General features: G+C 43.1%; 14 protein-coding genes. 2 read left to right on the forward strand and 12 right to left on the reverse strand.

The features are described from left to right. Positions 1–3 precede the first annotated feature (3 nt). The 7 genes from QGG23_05350 to QGG23_05380 form a co-directional block, all read right to left on the reverse strand. Positions 4–1,278, reverse strand: a complete 1,275-nt coding sequence (locus QGG23_05350; protein ID MDP6048851.1) for a sugar phosphate nucleotidyltransferase — start codon at positions 1,276–1,278, stop codon at positions 4–6. Then, positions 1,275–2,630: a phosphoglucosamine mutase gene (gene glmM / locus QGG23_05355; protein MDP6048852.1), complete on the reverse strand. Its 1,356-nt coding sequence runs from the start codon at positions 2,628–2,630 to the stop codon at positions 1,275–1,277. Before glmM ends, QGG23_05350 begins: the two co-directional genes overlap by 4 nt. Continuing rightward, the gene (locus QGG23_05360) at positions 2,627–3,241 is read right to left on the reverse strand and encodes a nucleotidyltransferase domain-containing protein (GenBank protein ID MDP6048853.1); all 615 of its coding nucleotides are present in this window, start codon (positions 3,239–3,241) and stop codon (positions 2,627–2,629) included. Before QGG23_05360 ends, glmM begins: the two co-directional genes overlap by 4 nt. A 47-nt stretch (positions 3,242–3,288) precedes the next feature. Then, complete coding sequence (locus QGG23_05365; protein MDP6048854.1) at positions 3,289–3,864, reverse strand: 30S ribosomal protein S3ae; 576 nt, start codon at positions 3,862–3,864, stop codon at positions 3,289–3,291. Between the two features lie 513 nt (positions 3,865–4,377). Further along, positions 4,378–4,641: a KEOPS complex subunit Pcc1 gene (locus QGG23_05370; protein MDP6048855.1), complete on the reverse strand. Its 264-nt coding sequence runs from the start codon at positions 4,639–4,641 to the stop codon at positions 4,378–4,380. Next, positions 4,616–5,998: a DHH family phosphoesterase gene (locus QGG23_05375; GenBank protein ID MDP6048856.1), complete on the reverse strand. Its 1,383-nt coding sequence runs from the start codon at positions 5,996–5,998 to the stop codon at positions 4,616–4,618. The genes QGG23_05370 and QGG23_05375 overlap by 26 nt, the downstream gene beginning before the upstream one ends. 53 nt (positions 5,999–6,051) lie before the next feature. Further along, positions 6,052–6,498 (reverse strand): 30S ribosomal protein S15, encoded by a 447-nt coding sequence (locus QGG23_05380; GenBank protein MDP6048857.1) that lies wholly within the window; start codon positions 6,496–6,498, stop codon positions 6,052–6,054. Between the two features lie 543 nt (positions 6,499–7,041). Between QGG23_05380 and QGG23_05385 the strand changes: the two genes are divergently transcribed. Next, a complete protein-coding gene (locus QGG23_05385) occupies positions 7,042–7,320 on the forward strand; it encodes a hypothetical protein (protein MDP6048858.1) in 279 nt (92 codons plus the stop codon). A gap of 471 nt (positions 7,321–7,791) precedes the next feature. Beyond that, complete coding sequence (locus QGG23_05390; GenBank protein MDP6048859.1) at positions 7,792–8,034, forward strand: zinc-ribbon domain-containing protein; 243 nt, start codon at positions 7,792–7,794, stop codon at positions 8,032–8,034. 402 nt (positions 8,035–8,436) lie between these two features. Here QGG23_05390 and QGG23_05395 read toward each other — a convergent pair whose 3' ends face one another. From QGG23_05395 to QGG23_05415, 5 genes are all read right to left on the reverse strand, one after another. Continuing rightward, positions 8,437–9,159: a glycosyltransferase gene (locus tag QGG23_05395; GenBank protein ID MDP6048860.1), complete on the reverse strand. Its 723-nt coding sequence runs from the start codon at positions 9,157–9,159 to the stop codon at positions 8,437–8,439. 141 nt (positions 9,160–9,300) lie between these two features. Continuing rightward, a complete protein-coding gene (locus QGG23_05400) occupies positions 9,301–11,001 on the reverse strand; it encodes a hypothetical protein (GenBank protein ID MDP6048861.1) in 1,701 nt (566 codons plus the stop codon). A 121-nt stretch (positions 11,002–11,122) separates the two neighbouring features. Continuing rightward, positions 11,123–14,005 (reverse strand): alpha-(1->3)-arabinofuranosyltransferase family protein, encoded by a 2,883-nt coding sequence (locus tag QGG23_05405; protein MDP6048862.1) that lies wholly within the window; start codon positions 14,003–14,005, stop codon positions 11,123–11,125. Positions 14,006–14,355: 350 nt separating this feature from the next. Beyond that, on the reverse strand, positions 14,356–15,234 hold the full coding sequence (locus QGG23_05410; GenBank protein ID MDP6048863.1) for a glycosyltransferase: 879 nt from the start codon (positions 15,232–15,234) through the stop codon (positions 14,356–14,358). After that, a complete protein-coding gene (locus tag QGG23_05415; GenBank protein ID MDP6048864.1) occupies positions 15,164–16,321 on the reverse strand; it encodes a glycosyltransferase family 4 protein in 1,158 nt (385 codons plus the stop codon). The genes QGG23_05410 and QGG23_05415 overlap by 71 nt, the downstream gene beginning before the upstream one ends. Between the last annotated feature and the right edge of the window lie 115 nt (positions 16,322–16,436).

The raw sequence follows: 16,436 nt of genomic DNA on the forward strand, positions 1-16,436 counted from the left end.
TGACTAACTTTCCATGTCATTCCGGAGAACACATTCACCTTTCTTCAGAAAATAACCTGAAGGCACATCTTCGTCCACAATAAGACCCGGTGCCACCCAAGCTTCAGAACCTACCTTGATTCCTGGGAGGAGGCTTACATTGATCCCAGTCTGAGAGCTGTCACCCACCACGACTCCAAACTTACGGCATCCTGAGTTGACTCTGCTCCCTTTGAGGTTCATTTTGATGTACTTTTTGTCAAATCTGATATTGGCGGTAATGGTTCCGGCTCCGAAGTTGCAGCCTGCCCCAATTACACTGTCCCCGAAATACGAGAGATGCGCGATATGACTGCTATCCATGACTATGCTGTTCTTAATCTCACAAGCGTTCCCAATTCTGACGCCTGAGCCAATGCTAGTGTATGATCGAATGTAGCAGTTTGGTCCGATATCGCTACAAGCGCCGATGTATATCGGCCCCTCTAGGTACGTTCCAGACCTGATCCTAGTGCCTTTTCCAATGTGGACTGGACCATATATACTAACGTTTTCCTCTATATCCCCACTAACGGAGGAGACTAATCCGTTGAGCGCTCTTGCATTAGCTTCAAGGAGATCCCAAGGATGGCCGACGTCCATCCATCCATTCGCCGGGAGTATTGCGGCCTTTACGTTAGCACCGGACTCGATCAGCAAACCTATCGAGTCCGTTACCTCATATTCTCCTCGGGAGGAGATTCCCGTATCTCGAATATGATCGAAAATTTCGGAATTAAACAGATAGATCCCTGTATTGGCGAGTTTGCTGCTAGTCTCACCTTGCTGGGGCTTCTCCAATAGTCTTATGACATAGTCTCCATCAAGTTCCACGGCAGCAAGCCTCGACGGATCATCTATGGGGATGACACCTAACGTCGTTTCTCCTGTCTCATGGGCATCTAGTACGGCTTTGAAACTTTCGACTGCAATAAATCCGTCACCGTAGAACCCAATGAACTCATCATCACCAACAAAGTCCTTCCCCAAGGCGAAGGCGTGAGCCGTCCCCTTTACCTCATCCTGGTGGGCAAAGTTAATTGAGATTCCGAGCCTTGAGCCGTCACCTAGCTGATCCTTGATCTTATCCTCCATGTAGTGAGTCACGATTAGCGCCTCATTGATCCCCACCTCGGATAGGCCTCTGAGGGACCATTCTAGGAGGGGCAAACCACCGACTGGGAGTAATTGTTTTGGTCTTGTCTCAGTAAGTGGCCTCAAACGCTCCCCCCTCCCGGCCGCTAAAATAACAGCTTTCATTTTAATCCACCTAAAACCAATTGGACAAATTTTTTACTGGTCTCAAGAAGTCCTTTAGCCCGCTCTTCGTCATGGGCCTCAACAGTTATTCGTATGAAAGGCTCTGTGCCGGAGGGTCTAATCAACACCCATCCGTCTTCAAGCTGAAAGCGAACTCCGTCCACCTTGGAGATGTTCGTCACTTCTCCAAACTCTGTTTCAATGTTTGATATTGAGTCCATAGCTGCTTGCTTCTTCAAGTTTTGGCAAGACACCTTCGCCCTATAGATGGGGTACGCTGGGATACCTGAAACGAACTGAGATAGAGTCTTCTCTTCAGAGTCCAAGGCCTGTATCAGCCTTATTGCCGACAGGATACCGTCGGGGCAAAAATGGACATCTGGATGGATCCAAGCCCCAATAGGTTCACCGCCGAAGATTGCCCCCGTTTCCAGCATCGCTTCTGTGACATGTACATCCCCTACTTTCGTCCTGATGACGCTACCCTCGGCCTCTTCTACAGCCTCTTCGACAGACATTGATGCACCTACGTGGGTTACCACGGTCCCACCACCGTTGGCCCTCACTATATATCCGGCGTACGCAGCGAGGACTCTATCAGGACTCGGGGTTACACCATTCTCATCGACTGGAATCATACGGTCCCCATCACCATCAAAACCAAAGCCGATCTCAGCCCCGGAGTCTCTAATCATTTTTCCGAGCCTTTCGAGGGATTCCTTGTTCGGCTCGGGGTTACCAGCAGGAAAATACCCGTCGGGTTGAGCGTTTATCATTATAGTCTGACTACCGAGCTCCTCGAATAGATCCTTTGCGATGGTTGTAGTCGCCCCGTTGAATAGGTCACATATGATTCGCCTCTCCAGGGGGGCCTCGATAAGATTGGAGATCGCCTCTATGTAGAGCCTCTTCAGATCCATCGCCTCAACATGCCCCACACGGTTCCATTCTGAGGTCGTGAACTCTCCCTTTTGGACGAGCTCCTCTAGCCTCTCCTGTTTCTTCATTGTATAGGCCATCCCAGTGGAGTCAAAGATCTTGAGCCCGTTATATTGCGGGGGGTTATGGCTGGCGGTGATGGATACGCCGGCCTCAGCCTGCATTTCCCTCGTGAGCCAAGCCACCACAGGGGTGGGTATAACACCTAAAGTACCTACGACTAATCCGGAGGATACGAAACCCGAAGAGAGGGCTAGCTCGATCATCTCTCCTGAGAGCCTCGTGTCTTTCCCAATGAGGACAGCCCCACCCTCAAACATCGATGCTATGGCGGTGCCGACTTTCTGGACCAATAATGGAGTAATATCCACATTTGCTATGCCCCTAATTCCTGAAGAGCCGAATAGTTTTATCGATAACGCCTCCTAGGAACGAACTTTCGAAGGGGGTCTGTATTCATAAGCTTTTCCAGCCCAAGGAGGCGTATACCCTTTTTAACATCGCCATATACTTCGCATCGGACATCAAGGCCCTTTTCCTCAATAGGTCTACCGACGACTTCTCCCTCGATATCTTCCTTCAAGCGGACCAGAATATGGGTTGACCTTGAAATCGCTCTCCCACCCATGACTACTTTCTCATTAAATCCAGTCACGTTATACCCAGAATCTTCTAAAAGTCTCTTGACTTCAACGAGGTCATTCGAGTAGACGTCGATGTCGATGTCGCTACCTTTACGGGCTGTTCCCCTCCAGACGCTACCCCTCAATACAGGGTTAACATCAGAGAGGACTCTCATAAGCCTGAGGGCGAGTCGCCTCATCGTGATTATAAGTTCCATACGGGTTTTCCCCTCCAGCTCCTCCGCTAGGAGATCTAATTCTGTTGCAACCTCGTGGTTACTGGGCATAATTTTGACGCCTAAGCTCCGAGCTGCCCGCTCCTTGGCGTGAACGTACTCCTCGGAGGCCTTTGTATAGAGGAGGCGGGCGGCCTCGCGGGCTACTTCTCGTCTCGGATCCAAAGACAAGTCTAGTGATAGAAACAGTTCTTAGAATTTAAACTCGGGGGCTATGATGGCATCCCAAGAAGCTCAGATTTCCTGACCCCAATGTGCCTTATGGCGGTTACCTTCCGGGCCTCGTTGTAGACATCCGAAGCAAGCTTCCCTAACACCACTTCATGAACTATCTGACCGAAATCGAGGGTCTTGATCTTTTCATTAACCACGTCTCGCATTATGTCCCTAATCGCTTTCTCCTTAGAAGTCTGTATTCTGGTATTAGTTAGCGCGGTAATGACTAATTTTAGTCTATATCCATCGATCGTGTCAACCCTAAAGAACCCGTCCACCTTAGTGCTCCTCCTCCGGACTAAGCTTCTAAGATAGTCCCTGAGATACTCGTGGCCCTTGAAGACAGTCTGAGCCGTGTTTTCCTCGATCCCGATGATCTGGAAGTACATCTTTAGGTACTCCTGAGAAAAGTCTCCCGTGATCGCTGCAAGAGTCGTGTTATATACTCTGCCCATGATTTTTGAGGGATCTCCGGAGGGGGTCTCACCTACCTTGGTCTCGCCAAAGTAGCGAGGAAGGTAAATGTTATACCACTCTTTCCTCCTCCACTTATCCCTGACTGCTCTAGACAAGTTTCAAAGTCTCTCCTTGGGTCGTTGTCCTCCAAAGAGCCCCCGGTAATTTATATGTTTCTCCAAGGGACATAGGCGGGTTTAATCATAAGCTACACATGGAAATGGTATATGGAAAAACGCCTCGATCTAAGGGGTTCTTTTGAGCCTCATGCCTCAATATTTTTTGGTCCCTTAAAGATGGGACATTCTTAACAAGCATGAATCAATAATTGGCCATTACTGTGTTATTCAGGTTCAATTTTTGGGGTTTTCGGGAAACATAAGGATATTATGAAATAAGATCAATTTTAGCTCTGTAGCACGGATAAAAGCATAAACGGAAAAGCACAAAGCGGAACCCCTTGCAAGAGGGGAATAAGCGGCGGGCGAGGCTCGGGTTAGCCTGGGACCATCCGGATGTGTGCAAAGGCGTGGGTGCTCGCGGCCGAGAGGATCTTAATACGCGCGCAAGCGCGGAAGGCCTGAGCTCCGTGCTACACATTCTAAAGACTCTCCTCTTTTGCAACTTTTTCAGTCTATTTCGTGTAATGCTTTCTCCGCTGCTTGAATGCAGGAAAGGAGATCGTCAAGGGTAGCGATGAGAGTTATTATTGCATCGGCTTTGATGGTGATTTCAAGCGTGGCGCCTTCAGTAATGGTTTTGAGTGTAACACCCAAAGGGCTCTCCTGATTATCGGGCATTGTAGCTTGTCGAATGGATGAAGCCGTCTCGGGGTCCTTGTAGGGGAGGGTTATCTTGACCCGGGTCTCAGGCTTGAAACTGTTCTCCGACAAGTACGTCCACCCTTTGGAGGAACTCCTCTTGGTCTGCCTCGGGGAGGAAGGCACCGGCAGCGATGTTATGGCCTCCACCTCGTCCCTCATGGGGTTCGGCGGCTTTCATCATGACCTCCCCTAGATCTAGACCGAGTTTAGCCATGTCGTCGGTAGCTCTCGCAGAGACCTTTATAAGATCTCCGTCAGCTCTTGCGGAGGAGATGATTGGTTTGTATTTCTTGAGGATGCCTGTGGAGAGGAGGATGGATGAGACGACCCCGATGATGCGCTCGTCTATGTCGTTGTCGGCAACGAGAGTGTATATGTGTGTCCTTTCCTCGATACGGTCTGCTTGGCGGACCCAGTTGAGGTACTTACCAATCTTGTGGCGATACCCCTTTAGGATCTCAGCAGCATCTTTAAGGGCGTCATTGCGATCACCCATGCAGATGCTGAGACCTATGCTGGGGTGCCCCATGCGGGCGCAGGCATTGAGAAGGGAGGCGAACTCGCGGCCGTCTCTGACGGCAGTCCAGGGCTCCTCGCCTTTGAAGGTGTAGATGGTGCCAACGAGGTCGTGTACAGCATTGGCATCGCATCCCTCGTAGACCATGTGCTTGGTGATGGCTGAGAATAGGGTGCGCTTCTCCTCCTCAGAGAGGTCCCTAAGAGCCCTCCACCGGCCCTTGTTCTTAAGCTCAATGCCGGCCTCTTTGAGGAGAGCGAGGCATCTATCCTCCCGCCCGCTGAGGCCGGGGATAAAGGGGATCGTGGTGTAGGCGCACGCCCGAGCCAAGGGTCTTGTCTCGTGACCATAGAAGATGAGGTCGTTGTGAGTCTCAACCAGGTCGAGGCGTTTAGCGTCGGACTCGATGACCGTATTCATTCCCAGAAAGGACTTTTTCTCCCCCTTATCTTGTCGGTCAGCAAGGGCACCTACAATACCAAGAGGGCTCAGGTCAGCGTTCTTGTTATCCACTAATTTGGCTAGAAAGTAACTGACTCCTGCACCGCTTATCCCCTGCGCTCCGTCTAGGCCGTGGAGTAGGGGATTGATGTGGATAATATTAGGGGCCTCAATCTCTACGGGGAGGTGGTGGTCAAGAACAATTATCTGGGACTCCTTGAGATGCTCCTCAAACATGTCGAGGTAGGCTCCGCCTAGATCTGAGAATAGAACTAGCGGGGGTTTCTCAGCTGCGACGGATCGAACCATATTCTCGTCGACCCGCTTCTCGCAGGTAGTCTTGAATCTAGCGCTGAGGCGTCTAGCAAGCTGGCTGAGGATTCCCCCTGCAGCGACACCATCGGCGTCGTTATGGGTCACTATACGGATGGGATCACCTCGTATGACGTGGTAGTTGAGGGTCTCCACTGCTGGCTTATATGAGTTGAGAAAAGCGGTCTGGGAGGCTATGGGTTTCCCCCTCAGATGGTTACGATCTCGTCCCTATGACGCCAGTCCTCCGGCAACATTCCCCGTTTTTTGTAATAACGGGTGAGGGCATAGATCTTGGACTCCGTGTTCTGGAGGCCCCGTTTATTGCTGAAGTCTTTGCGGTTCCTGTCTAAATGCCGCCTCAGCTTTGTGGATCTGACCATGAGGTTGTAGAGGTCCTCGGGTATCCTAGGTGCGAGCTCGGCCTCCTGGAGAACACGATGGATCCCGTAGCCCACGATTGACTTTACTAAGGGGATGCCATACTTGTCTCTGAGGATGTTGCCGATCTCGCTCTGGGGTTTGCCCTCTCGGGCAAGGTTGATGATTAGTGCCTTGACCTCGTCCGGCTGGTAGATCACCCAGTTAGGGGGTCTTTTGGAAACGGGTCTCGTGGAGCGGGATCTACCCCTCATATATGCGTTTTTGCCGACCATTGTAAACATCCTGTATTTAGTGTTTATCTGATTGCCCTACTTCAAATGACTCGTTTGTTTTTAAACATTGCTTTCCTGGTCAATGTTTATAGCAAGATAATTTTCCTCCGACTGATCTTATGCGCTTCTCAGGGGAAAAGAAAAAGTAGTGAGAATATTTTGAAATAAATGAGTTCTGAGATTATTTTATTGAGGGCACTCTAGCGTGAACCAACTATTTGGAATAAAACCTAGTTTCAAATACTTTCTGAGTAACTCCTACTGACCACGCACACACCGTAAAGCTTCTGGGAGGCGTTAGAGCCCGTGGGTACGCGCCATCTCTATTTATACCCAACTAAAGATTAGAGAAAAGAACAATACCTGAAGAACATCCAAGCAACCATACATCTTCATTTCCTTTGTTCACATCTCTCTCAGAACACACTCTTTCAAAACAACCAAATCAAAAACACAACTCCATACCCCCCCTCCATAAATCACCAGGAAATATGGCGTTTTGACCCGCTTCAGGGAGTCACAGAAATAAATCGAGGTGTAGGATTGGGTAAAGAGTCAATTATTTCGTTCTTCAACGGAGAAGAGAACGGCGTTGGGTCTGTGTCTAGGGTTCCCACTCGAAACGAGATGGAGATCGCATTATGGAAAATTGCTATGGATTCACGGAGGAGATGGAAGAGCCAGAAAACCCCTATCGGGACCAAACAGAAAGAGAAACGAATCGAGATAAACGCCTTGAAGACTCTGGGAGCGGTTAAGAAAGACTCGGAAATCTCGGACCTCCTCGAGCGTGTTGAGGCGTTGGAGACTTCTCTCGGATGAGAAGGGGGGACGAGATAAAGTCTCTTTGAGGTTTTGAGGCATCCGCTATATGGAAGTCTAGGGCATCTGCGTGTGCGTGAGTCTGGCATGGAGTTTGGTCTGACTCTCTGACGAATTGGGATTCGGAGACAATGGGTCAGCGTCTGGAGTGGTGAGCATGACTCCAAAAAGACTGGAGTCACGTATCAGAGTTTTAGAGAGGTCCGTCAGAGTTGGCGATTCCAAGTGCATTATCTGTGATCCAACGGCACTTACTACAAGGATGAGTCCGGGGCGGTCAGGCGGCTTTCTGAGATTGAGGGGCAGTTCATAGACGTGATGATGTATGACTGGAACTCGCCGAGTTGGAGCGAGGGCAGGAAAGAGCAAGCAAAGTGAGAGCGCGCGGAATGAAACGTAGATATTGTATTCTCGATTGACGGGTCTTTTATGCTCTAGTATCGTGATTTATCTGAGTTGAAGCTTTCCCCGATGTATAACCTCGCCGCGCTGCATCCGAAGCTAGCTAAGGAGTGGCACCTGACCAGGAACGGGGATTTGACTCTATATCAAGTCACTCCAGGAAGCAGCAGAAAGGTCTGGTGGAGATGCAGTCAAGAGCATGAATGGGAAGCAGCTATTAATAGCAGGACAAGTGGAAATGGTTGTCCGGAATGCTACAAGGAGGATCGATGCGGAATATATAGAAAGGCGCGCGCGCACTACGAAATCTGAATAGGGCAGTCTTTTTTTTCTTCTATGTATCAAATAAACGACTCAGGTCATGGTTTTTTGACACCAAATAGTTCATTGTTCAAACCAAGGAGGTCTGGCTTGCTCGTACGAGTGATGTATCACTAATCCTTATCTAGCGACCCTCAAAAGCAAGCTAAGCAACTGGTGAAGATACAAGGGAGCTAAGCTAAGCCCTAGTTGTGATTTGAAGCGTTCCCAACTCTTTGTGCGCGACTATATATCTGCTGGTCAATAGTATGATTATCGTCTTTTGCGATTTTTTCAGGGGTACGATAAGTTGATTTAGATAATGTCCGCGTCCGCCAAAATGTATAGCTAAGAAAAAATCGGATTACTTCAAAAGGTATTTAAAAATCACTATTTTCAATTATATAGTAAAATTCAATTAGATAGTAAAAATGAAACAAGACGAAAAATCATTACAATCTCATCGCTCAATGTAACTTTCGAGACACGTCCTTCAGGCTCTCTCCAAGAAACAGGTAGCTCCCTGACCGATAAACCAGCCCTAATAGCTTTGATAATAAGCTCAGTATCAAAAAAATAAACCGAATCCTCAACAGAGAGAAGAAGATCACTAAGGTCATCTTTTATCATTCCCTTGAAACCACATTGATAATCAGAAATCTCATGACCAAAAAAAGAACGTAATAAAAAATTATACAGTTTACTCTTCAACGTTTTAAAAAAAGGCCTTTGTAAACTTGAATCCCCCAGATAACGTGATCCAATCACCAATGAAGACCCATGCTTTAGATAATCAACAAGAGGCCCCAAAGAAAATAGATCTACGGGCATATCCATATCCATGAAAATAATAAAACTTCCCGACGAAATACGCCAAGCGCGCTTGATGGCTTCACCCTTCCCAATACGGGCATCAGAATGGATAACTCTTACATCAGGATATAAGTCAGATAGACCCAGGCTAATGGAATAACTGCGATCTGTGCTTCCATCCTCAGCAATAATTATCTCAAAAGAAATATCCGCGTCTTTCAGTGCTGTTCTCAACATTAAAATATTTTCTTCGATAATTTCAGCTTCATTATAAGCCGGAACGACCACAGAAACTATCGGAGACAAAGAACGTTCGAAAACCAAAGCCGGTCTAACTCATTTGTATGGTGATAATGCGTGTCCATCAGAGATATACAAGGCGTCAATAACAGGGAGAGAACATACTTAAAAGGATCAGAAAAAATTCTCTATTTAAAGAAAAAGGATTCAAAAAAAAACCCGTTATCACACGAAGAAATACAGGGTTCTAAAAACAAAAACTATCGATTGGAATAATAGGAACAGGGCGAAAATCAATCCATTTTTAGAATCTAACTTTAAATTAAGCTTTGATAATCCGAGAGCTGCAAAATAGCCTAAAGGAAGATTAATTAGCGCTCGTGATTTATCAAATGGATTCAAAAATAAGAATAATATAGACGTTAAAAAGACCAAAAGACGCAGGAATTTTGAGACATCCCTTTCATCGCTCTGCCCACTTAGATAGTATGCAGAAAGCAACCATGGGACAATATTTGATAATGCGCCAGCATAAACGAAATTTACCGCTTTAAAAGTATCAATAAATAGAGATAAAGTTACCAGATTTAAATATGGTCGAATGCTATTCGTGGATAGAAGAAAAAATACGGGAAGTATAAGAACAAGTCCAGATACCAAAAATTTTACCAGAAAACGGTAATAATCACTATAACTGTTTTCCTTCAACTTAATGACTAAAAACGGGATAATTACAATACAATACTGAAAAAAAGTCCAAGGATGGACGAACAAGACCATAAAAAATAGGGCAATGGAAAAATATCCAGTCCATACAGCCTCTCTTTTAAGACTTGAAAATAATAAGCCTAATGAAAAAAACACTAAGCATAAACCTAGCAAATTAGATAAAGGATATAGATAAATCCCAAGGAGAAAATTGGCTCCGGAGGATAACAGGAAAGAAGACAGGACAGCTAAATCATTTTTACCATAGGACTGCCTTACAAAGTAATACATCGAAAAAACTAATAGCATGAAAAGCAAAATCGGACTGTACATAATGAAAGAAACTGACTTTATATGAAAAATCGACTGCAGAATAAAAACTACCATTAAATAAGCAGGTCTAGAACCGCTCATCTCTCGAAAAATGCTTGTCCAATCCGACCGGATAGTATCAACTACTCTTGCCCTTAGCATTAAATCAGGACTCAGAACCTCTTTAGCGGGATTGATAGTGGAAAAATAGGGATAAATTGGAATGAATATGGATAATAATAAAGCTGAAACGAAGAAAAATCGGGAGCCAATTAGGGGTAGATGATTAATACTTGTTTGATGTATCCTTTTGTTGAATAAGTTGTCTTTTTTATACCAGTTGATTATCCGTTTTGGGATCCAACCAAACAAAAAAAGGAGGACCAAGAGGGGTGAAAAAAGAGAGAATAAATAATATATTTGTTCTTCCATAATGGCTATGTTTAAAAAAATGGAAGATAAGCCTAAGGGAACAAATATAATCCAATTGATTAAAGAGAATAATTCTATAATGAATAATAAAAAAAGTCCATAAAATATAAGTAATTTTAGATCAAGGCCATCTAAATGCATGCAGTAAATAAACAAAAAAGATGAAATTATTATAACAGGAATATATCCTAAAAATAATGATGTAAAAATACAAATGATAATGCTTGAAAATAAATAAAAATACTTTCTAAAATATAATAAAATAAGAATATTTAATCCGACATTAAAGATCATAATAAACAGCGGCACAGTGACCGAAAAAATGGTTCGTTGAAAGAAACCAGATTGTAAATGCAAAATTGGAACCTTTATCCAATGAAGCACGGATAAAACCATAAGAAAAAAAGTCAGAACAACAGAAGCATGAACTGCTTCCTCTGGAAGAGCCTCTAGATTAAAGTGGAAACAGCCCATTGGTATATGAGAAAATCCATTCTAATAGATATGGATTACCAAGAGCACAATTTTCCAGACTATAGAAACAAGGTCCTAATGAATGCTCTTTCGGAATTCAGAGGGCTGGAAGGTCAATCTTTTAGGAGGAGTCGTCCTTCCCAAATATATTCCTAAAAAAAATGCAACCTAGAAGGCCCAATACGGTGGTGGTGGATACCAAATATCCGAGGTTCATAAATCTCTGTGGAACAAACTCTAAAGTGGCAGCATCTCTAGTTGGAGTCACTTTAAACCCCATACTGAATAAATTAACAACAAAGGGAGAAACCTCTTGGTTATTAATATCGAGCTGCCATGCATCAGTATGTGAGGTAGCAAATACCAAGACACCGGGTCCCATTACCCCGTTTACGACGTATTTTGTAGGATGAACATCCTTATAATCCAGTCTCGTTTCTCGATTTTGACTGGAAAACGGGTTCATTGTTTCCGCTGGATGGATAAGCATTGAATCCACTGTTAGACCCTTACCTAAGATCGAGACCTCGTACATTCCTTGGTCCAGATGCATATCGTTCAAGTAATATCTGCCAACTCCAGTAAAAGATGGAGAAACGTAGTACACAAAAACCTGACGTGTATCTATGTTCTTAAAGAACACTCGACCGGATGACTTTTGGAAAGATTGGACATCCATCCGTATCTCAGCGACAAGACTCTGGCCTCCAGGGAGAACCAGGGGACTATCAACTTTAAAGACCCTGTTACTCACCAATACAACCCCTAAATTTTCAGAAAACAGTTCATTATATTTTATGGGATGGTATCGCGAAGAAGAATCCTCAAATTCAATAGTATATAGGAACGGAGTCCTCTCGAGAACGGATGAAACCTCCGAAATTAGTTCACTGAAATCGTTATCAGAAAAAATTAGTAGTCTATCTATAGCAAGAGACTCTTTAGGAGAGATTGCTATCTCATGAATCCCTTGAGACAGATTCTCAGTTAAAGAGAACCATCTAAACCCTTCTTGTGAATAATCCTTAAGTCTACGTGAACTTTTCTGTCCATCAAGATAAATAGACGGTTTAGAACCAAAGGCTTTCATCCATATATGATGGTCTCCAGATTCATTAACATCAATAGTTAGCCTTAAAGGAGTACCAACTGTTGTCTTCAAAGAATATCCGCCGGCATTTATAGCGCCAACTAATGTCTGGAGCCAAGAGTCCACCTCCCATCCATCCAAAAAACGAAAAGCGCGGATAAATCCCTCAAAATCATCCTCAAACGAGAATAAAAAATCGTAATACGAATCTGCAGGAATAAATAACGGATATTCGGATATTAGATTCAGATCTACTTGCTCTGGAAAAATTAGTGCCCTCCCCGAAGTGTTATATCCGGAAGAAATGTATGTCGTCAAACCATCAAATCCTCCAAAAATCACTGCGGGGTTACTTGAAGAGTGAATCAGATCTGACGAAAATAATGAATTTTCAAAGATATATATGGGCCCTTCATTCCAAACCAATTCTATATCTTCCAATCCATTCAGTACATCTAAATAGGTACTAGGTATACCGGGAGGATCGAAGTCCAACCGAACCACAACATACCGCACAAGTGCCATGTCTAATAATTGGCCGATATTCTCGATGGATCCATCATACAAGGAGTTCGCAATATAATTCATAAAAAACGTGGAAGCCGGGGAAATATCATACTCAGCTGTAAAAGGAGGGTTAAAAACAGGAACGGGTGACAAATATCTAATCGGCTCATTGACCCCCGTCTGGGTCCAATTAAACCAGAGGTAATTCATCAAAGGAAGATATAACACCCTAAAATCTCCAGGTTGCTGTTCCAACCAATCTTCAGACGCTATACTATATTGGGGCCTAACAGAGGGACTGTAGACTCCATTGAAATCACCAGACAACCAGGGAAAATTCACGATAAAAACGGAAACGATAAGAAATGAAATAAGTAATTTATTGATTTCAACAGCAAATCCTCCATGAGATACAATATATCTAATTTGATATAGAACTACATGCAAAGAAGTTCCAATAATTAATGCGGAGGAAATCGATGATAAATACAAAAGTTTGTTGGGATCTCTAAACAACTGCATAAAGGGCATACGAACAAAATCTAAATAATAACCCCCTAGAAAATTAGTGCCTTGACCCAAAACAGTCGAAACCACATAAACGAATAATAAAAAAAGATTAAAAGTTTGAGTTTTCCGATTAGAAATAACAGAAATCAAAACCAGTGCGGGTAATAAAAAAGATAACCCAAACCAGACTTTGTAGAAAAGACCACCGGATGTGTAGATTTCCTGGTTGTACGGAGTCCAAAAATATCCGAGTAAACGTATAGTGTTAACCCAATTAGCATTTACACTTAGGGAGGTGGAAATATCTTGAAAAAATGAGATGTTGCGAACCCCGCTAAATACCATATTAAGTGTGGGGAATATCCAAAAAGAATTAATCAAAAGGGAAATAATAAACACTAATGATGCTTTCAAAATTACAACGCCTTTTTTAAAAATGATAAGATACCAAAGTGTGATAATGAATGACAAAAATAAACTCATAATGAATCCGTGATTAGATGTCATTGAAACTAGTGAAAAAAGAAAAGAGCATTTAATAAATCCATATTTTTCAGCATCTACGTCAAGGTATTGAACTAAATAATAAAGAAATAAAGGAGTGAAAGCATATGAGCTTAAAATAAAATAATGACCCGATAATATTCTTGCAGTCACCCAAGGATTTACGGTAAAAAACAGGGCACCAATAAAACATACCATATAATTTCTGGATTGATTAAATAAATCTCGAAAACCAACCAATGCTTTAAACATCAAGACAGCGCATAATGCAACCACCCCAACGACATATACCTTGGATACTAATTCTAAACCAAAAATTGAAGATAAAAAGGCTCTAAGGGAATTTAACAAGGCATTTGAGAGATCATCATTAAGTGTGCCACCATGTTCCAATGGGTTCCATGTAAATAATGAAAAGTAAGAATAGAGGGGATGACGGGGAATAAAATCATCTTTCCAAACGAGCCCTGGCCTGACGAACGACCGGAACGAGAAAATTACAATGAAAATAAGCAGAGAATACCAAAAGAGAATGCTTTGGCCTAGTTTGTTAATTATATTAATTAATCGCTCAACTTTGTCTCGATTAAATAATTCAACTAAAAAACTCATTCATTCACTACCAAATAAAATCTATCCAACTAAACCAATCAACAATATCCATGTAGGTAAAATCCAAGTTATTTAAGCCACACTATAAATACTGATTGAAGTGTAAGAACCTATAATTAATCTTGATAAAACTACCTTTCATTCAGCAGTCCAAATAAAATACTGAAACCCCGAACAATTCTTAAAAATAAGGCCCCAAAGCCATGAATTGGATTCAAAATAACAATTCTCCAAAAAAGAACTGGACGAGAAAAAATAAGAGAATAGCCTGAAAAGACTTCTCTCTGGGAATACTTGTTTAACAAAACACCTATATTTTTACCATGAGAAAAATATTTTAATACAACCCCTGAAAATGACGAAGGTTCAAAATGAAAGATTCGCTCACTAATCCGGCCAACACTGAACCCAGCTCGTTTGAGTCTGATCACCAAGTCCAAGTCTTCACCGAAAGTTAACGCTTCGTCATAACCCCCCAAAGATCTCACCGTTCTAATCCGGAAAAAGCGGGGCAATTCTTTCCCAGATATAATTATCTTAATTTGTTTTTCAAAGGCAATACATCGAGCCAAAAAAGAGTTTCCCTTGGATTCCTCAGGGAGGATCACCGAGTCAACTTTATCATCATTACACACCTGAATGCATTTAGATAGTGCACAAGGGGACAACACTTGATCTGAGTCAAGGAACAGTATGAAATCCCCTTGAGATAACTCTAAACCAATGTTTCTTGCCTCAGAAACGTTACAACGCCTCGTCACCAATATTGAATCGTACGATTGCACAATGTCACGCGTAGCATCTGTACTAAATCCATCAACCACAATGATCTCGATCTCAGTGTTTTTTTGATCTCGAATTGAGGATAGGCATTTCTGGAGATATTTCTCGGAATTCATTGTAGGTACAACGACAGAGATTAACGCAGATTTTTGCAAATCAACCAAGTATTTTCTTATAAGATACAATAATGTTGTCCCATGAATACTTTTTCGCCGTAGTAACCGCATTTTTTGATAGCTGCTTTTGAAGATTGATATCACTCAGCAGCAGGGAAATTTTTGAAGCTAACTCTGTTGAATCTCCCACGGGATATTGGAGACCATTATTCTCTGGGAGAAGAAATTCAAAGACTCCAGAAAACTCATAATGTTTGGGAGAAGCTGCAATTACCGGCAATCCATAACTCATCGCTTCTAAGGCTGCAATCGAGAATCCCTCTCGTTCAGAAGGTAGAATGAAAGCACGAGAAGACTTTAGAAACTTGTTCTTCACGCTGTCAGAAACATACCCATGTAAAATAACTGAGTTAGAAAGTCCATTTGCCTTTACTAAACGGCTTAATTTCTTGGAGTCAGATCCGGCACCGATAATATGACAGTTTACTGTCGGATGATCCTTTATCACAACGGCCATAGCAGAAATGAGGTCATCCACTCTCTTTTCCGGGGCCAACCGACCAATATAGACGAGACTATCATTACGCTCATTCATCGAGGGAATAGGATATTCAGGAAGAGTAACACCGTTAGAAGAAAGAGTGACATTAGATAAACCAAATTGATTTGTTAGGACACTCTTGGTAATTCTGGAGACAGCTACTACCTCATCAGGGAGCTTCAGGACTTCATTCAGAAAAATGAAGGGAAAATTACTCATGAAAAAAGCTCTAGTGATCGCCCCTTTATGCTCAGTATATTTCCCAAAATAATGAGATAACCCAGAAAACAACGCCTCATGAACAGTGGCAACCATAAGCTCCCCATTCATCTTTGAAAGCAACTTTACAAATGGTAAATGAAAAAAGGGGATTGTATTACAATCAATAACATCCATTTTACTCAAGAGTTTTTTATAAAGTTGAATCATATAAAAAAAATCTTTTAAAAAAAGGCGGTATCCAAACTCGTCAACATATGAAACATAGGGGGCAATTTTGTGAAAATGCACGCCCTCAATAACATAATTCTTCGGACAGGAAGTGAAAACATGAACATCATTATCCCCCGCTAATCTTCTCGCTAACTCCCAAAAACGGGTTTCATAGCCACCGACATAAAAGGGATAAATCTTGTCAGTGATGAACCCAATTTTCATTATTCAACTCTCTAACCTGACAGCTAATTATATCTACCGAGCAAACAGAATAATGAAATCTCGGAGCAAACCCACAATGAGTAGCGCCCACATATTAGATCCATATATCATCGCG

The sequence above is a fragment of the Candidatus Bathyarchaeota archaeon genome (assembly GCA_030739585.1).
Taxonomy (GTDB): domain Archaea; phylum Thermoproteota; class Bathyarchaeia; order TCS64; family TCS64.

Coding starts and splice junctions, on each gene's coding strand:
- QGG23_05350 (MDP6048851.1), bottom strand. CDS start 1,278: ATGAAAGCTGTTATTTTAGCGGCCGGGAGGGGGGAGCGTTTGAGGCCA.
- QGG23_05380 (MDP6048857.1), bottom strand. CDS start 6,498: ATGGTCGGCAAAAACGCATATATGAGGGGTAGATCCCGCTCCACGAGA.
- QGG23_05390 (MDP6048859.1), top strand. CDS start 7,792: ATGTATAACCTCGCCGCGCTGCATCCGAAGCTAGCTAAGGAGTGGCAC.
- QGG23_05400 (MDP6048861.1), bottom strand. CDS start 11,001: ATGGGCTGTTTCCACTTTAATCTAGAGGCTCTTCCAGAGGAAGCAGTT.
- QGG23_05410 (MDP6048863.1), bottom strand. CDS start 15,234: ATGCGGTTACTACGGCGAAAAAGTATTCATGGGACAACATTATTGTAT.
- QGG23_05415 (MDP6048864.1), bottom strand. CDS start 16,321: ATGAAAATTGGGTTCATCACTGACAAGATTTATCCCTTTTATGTCGGT.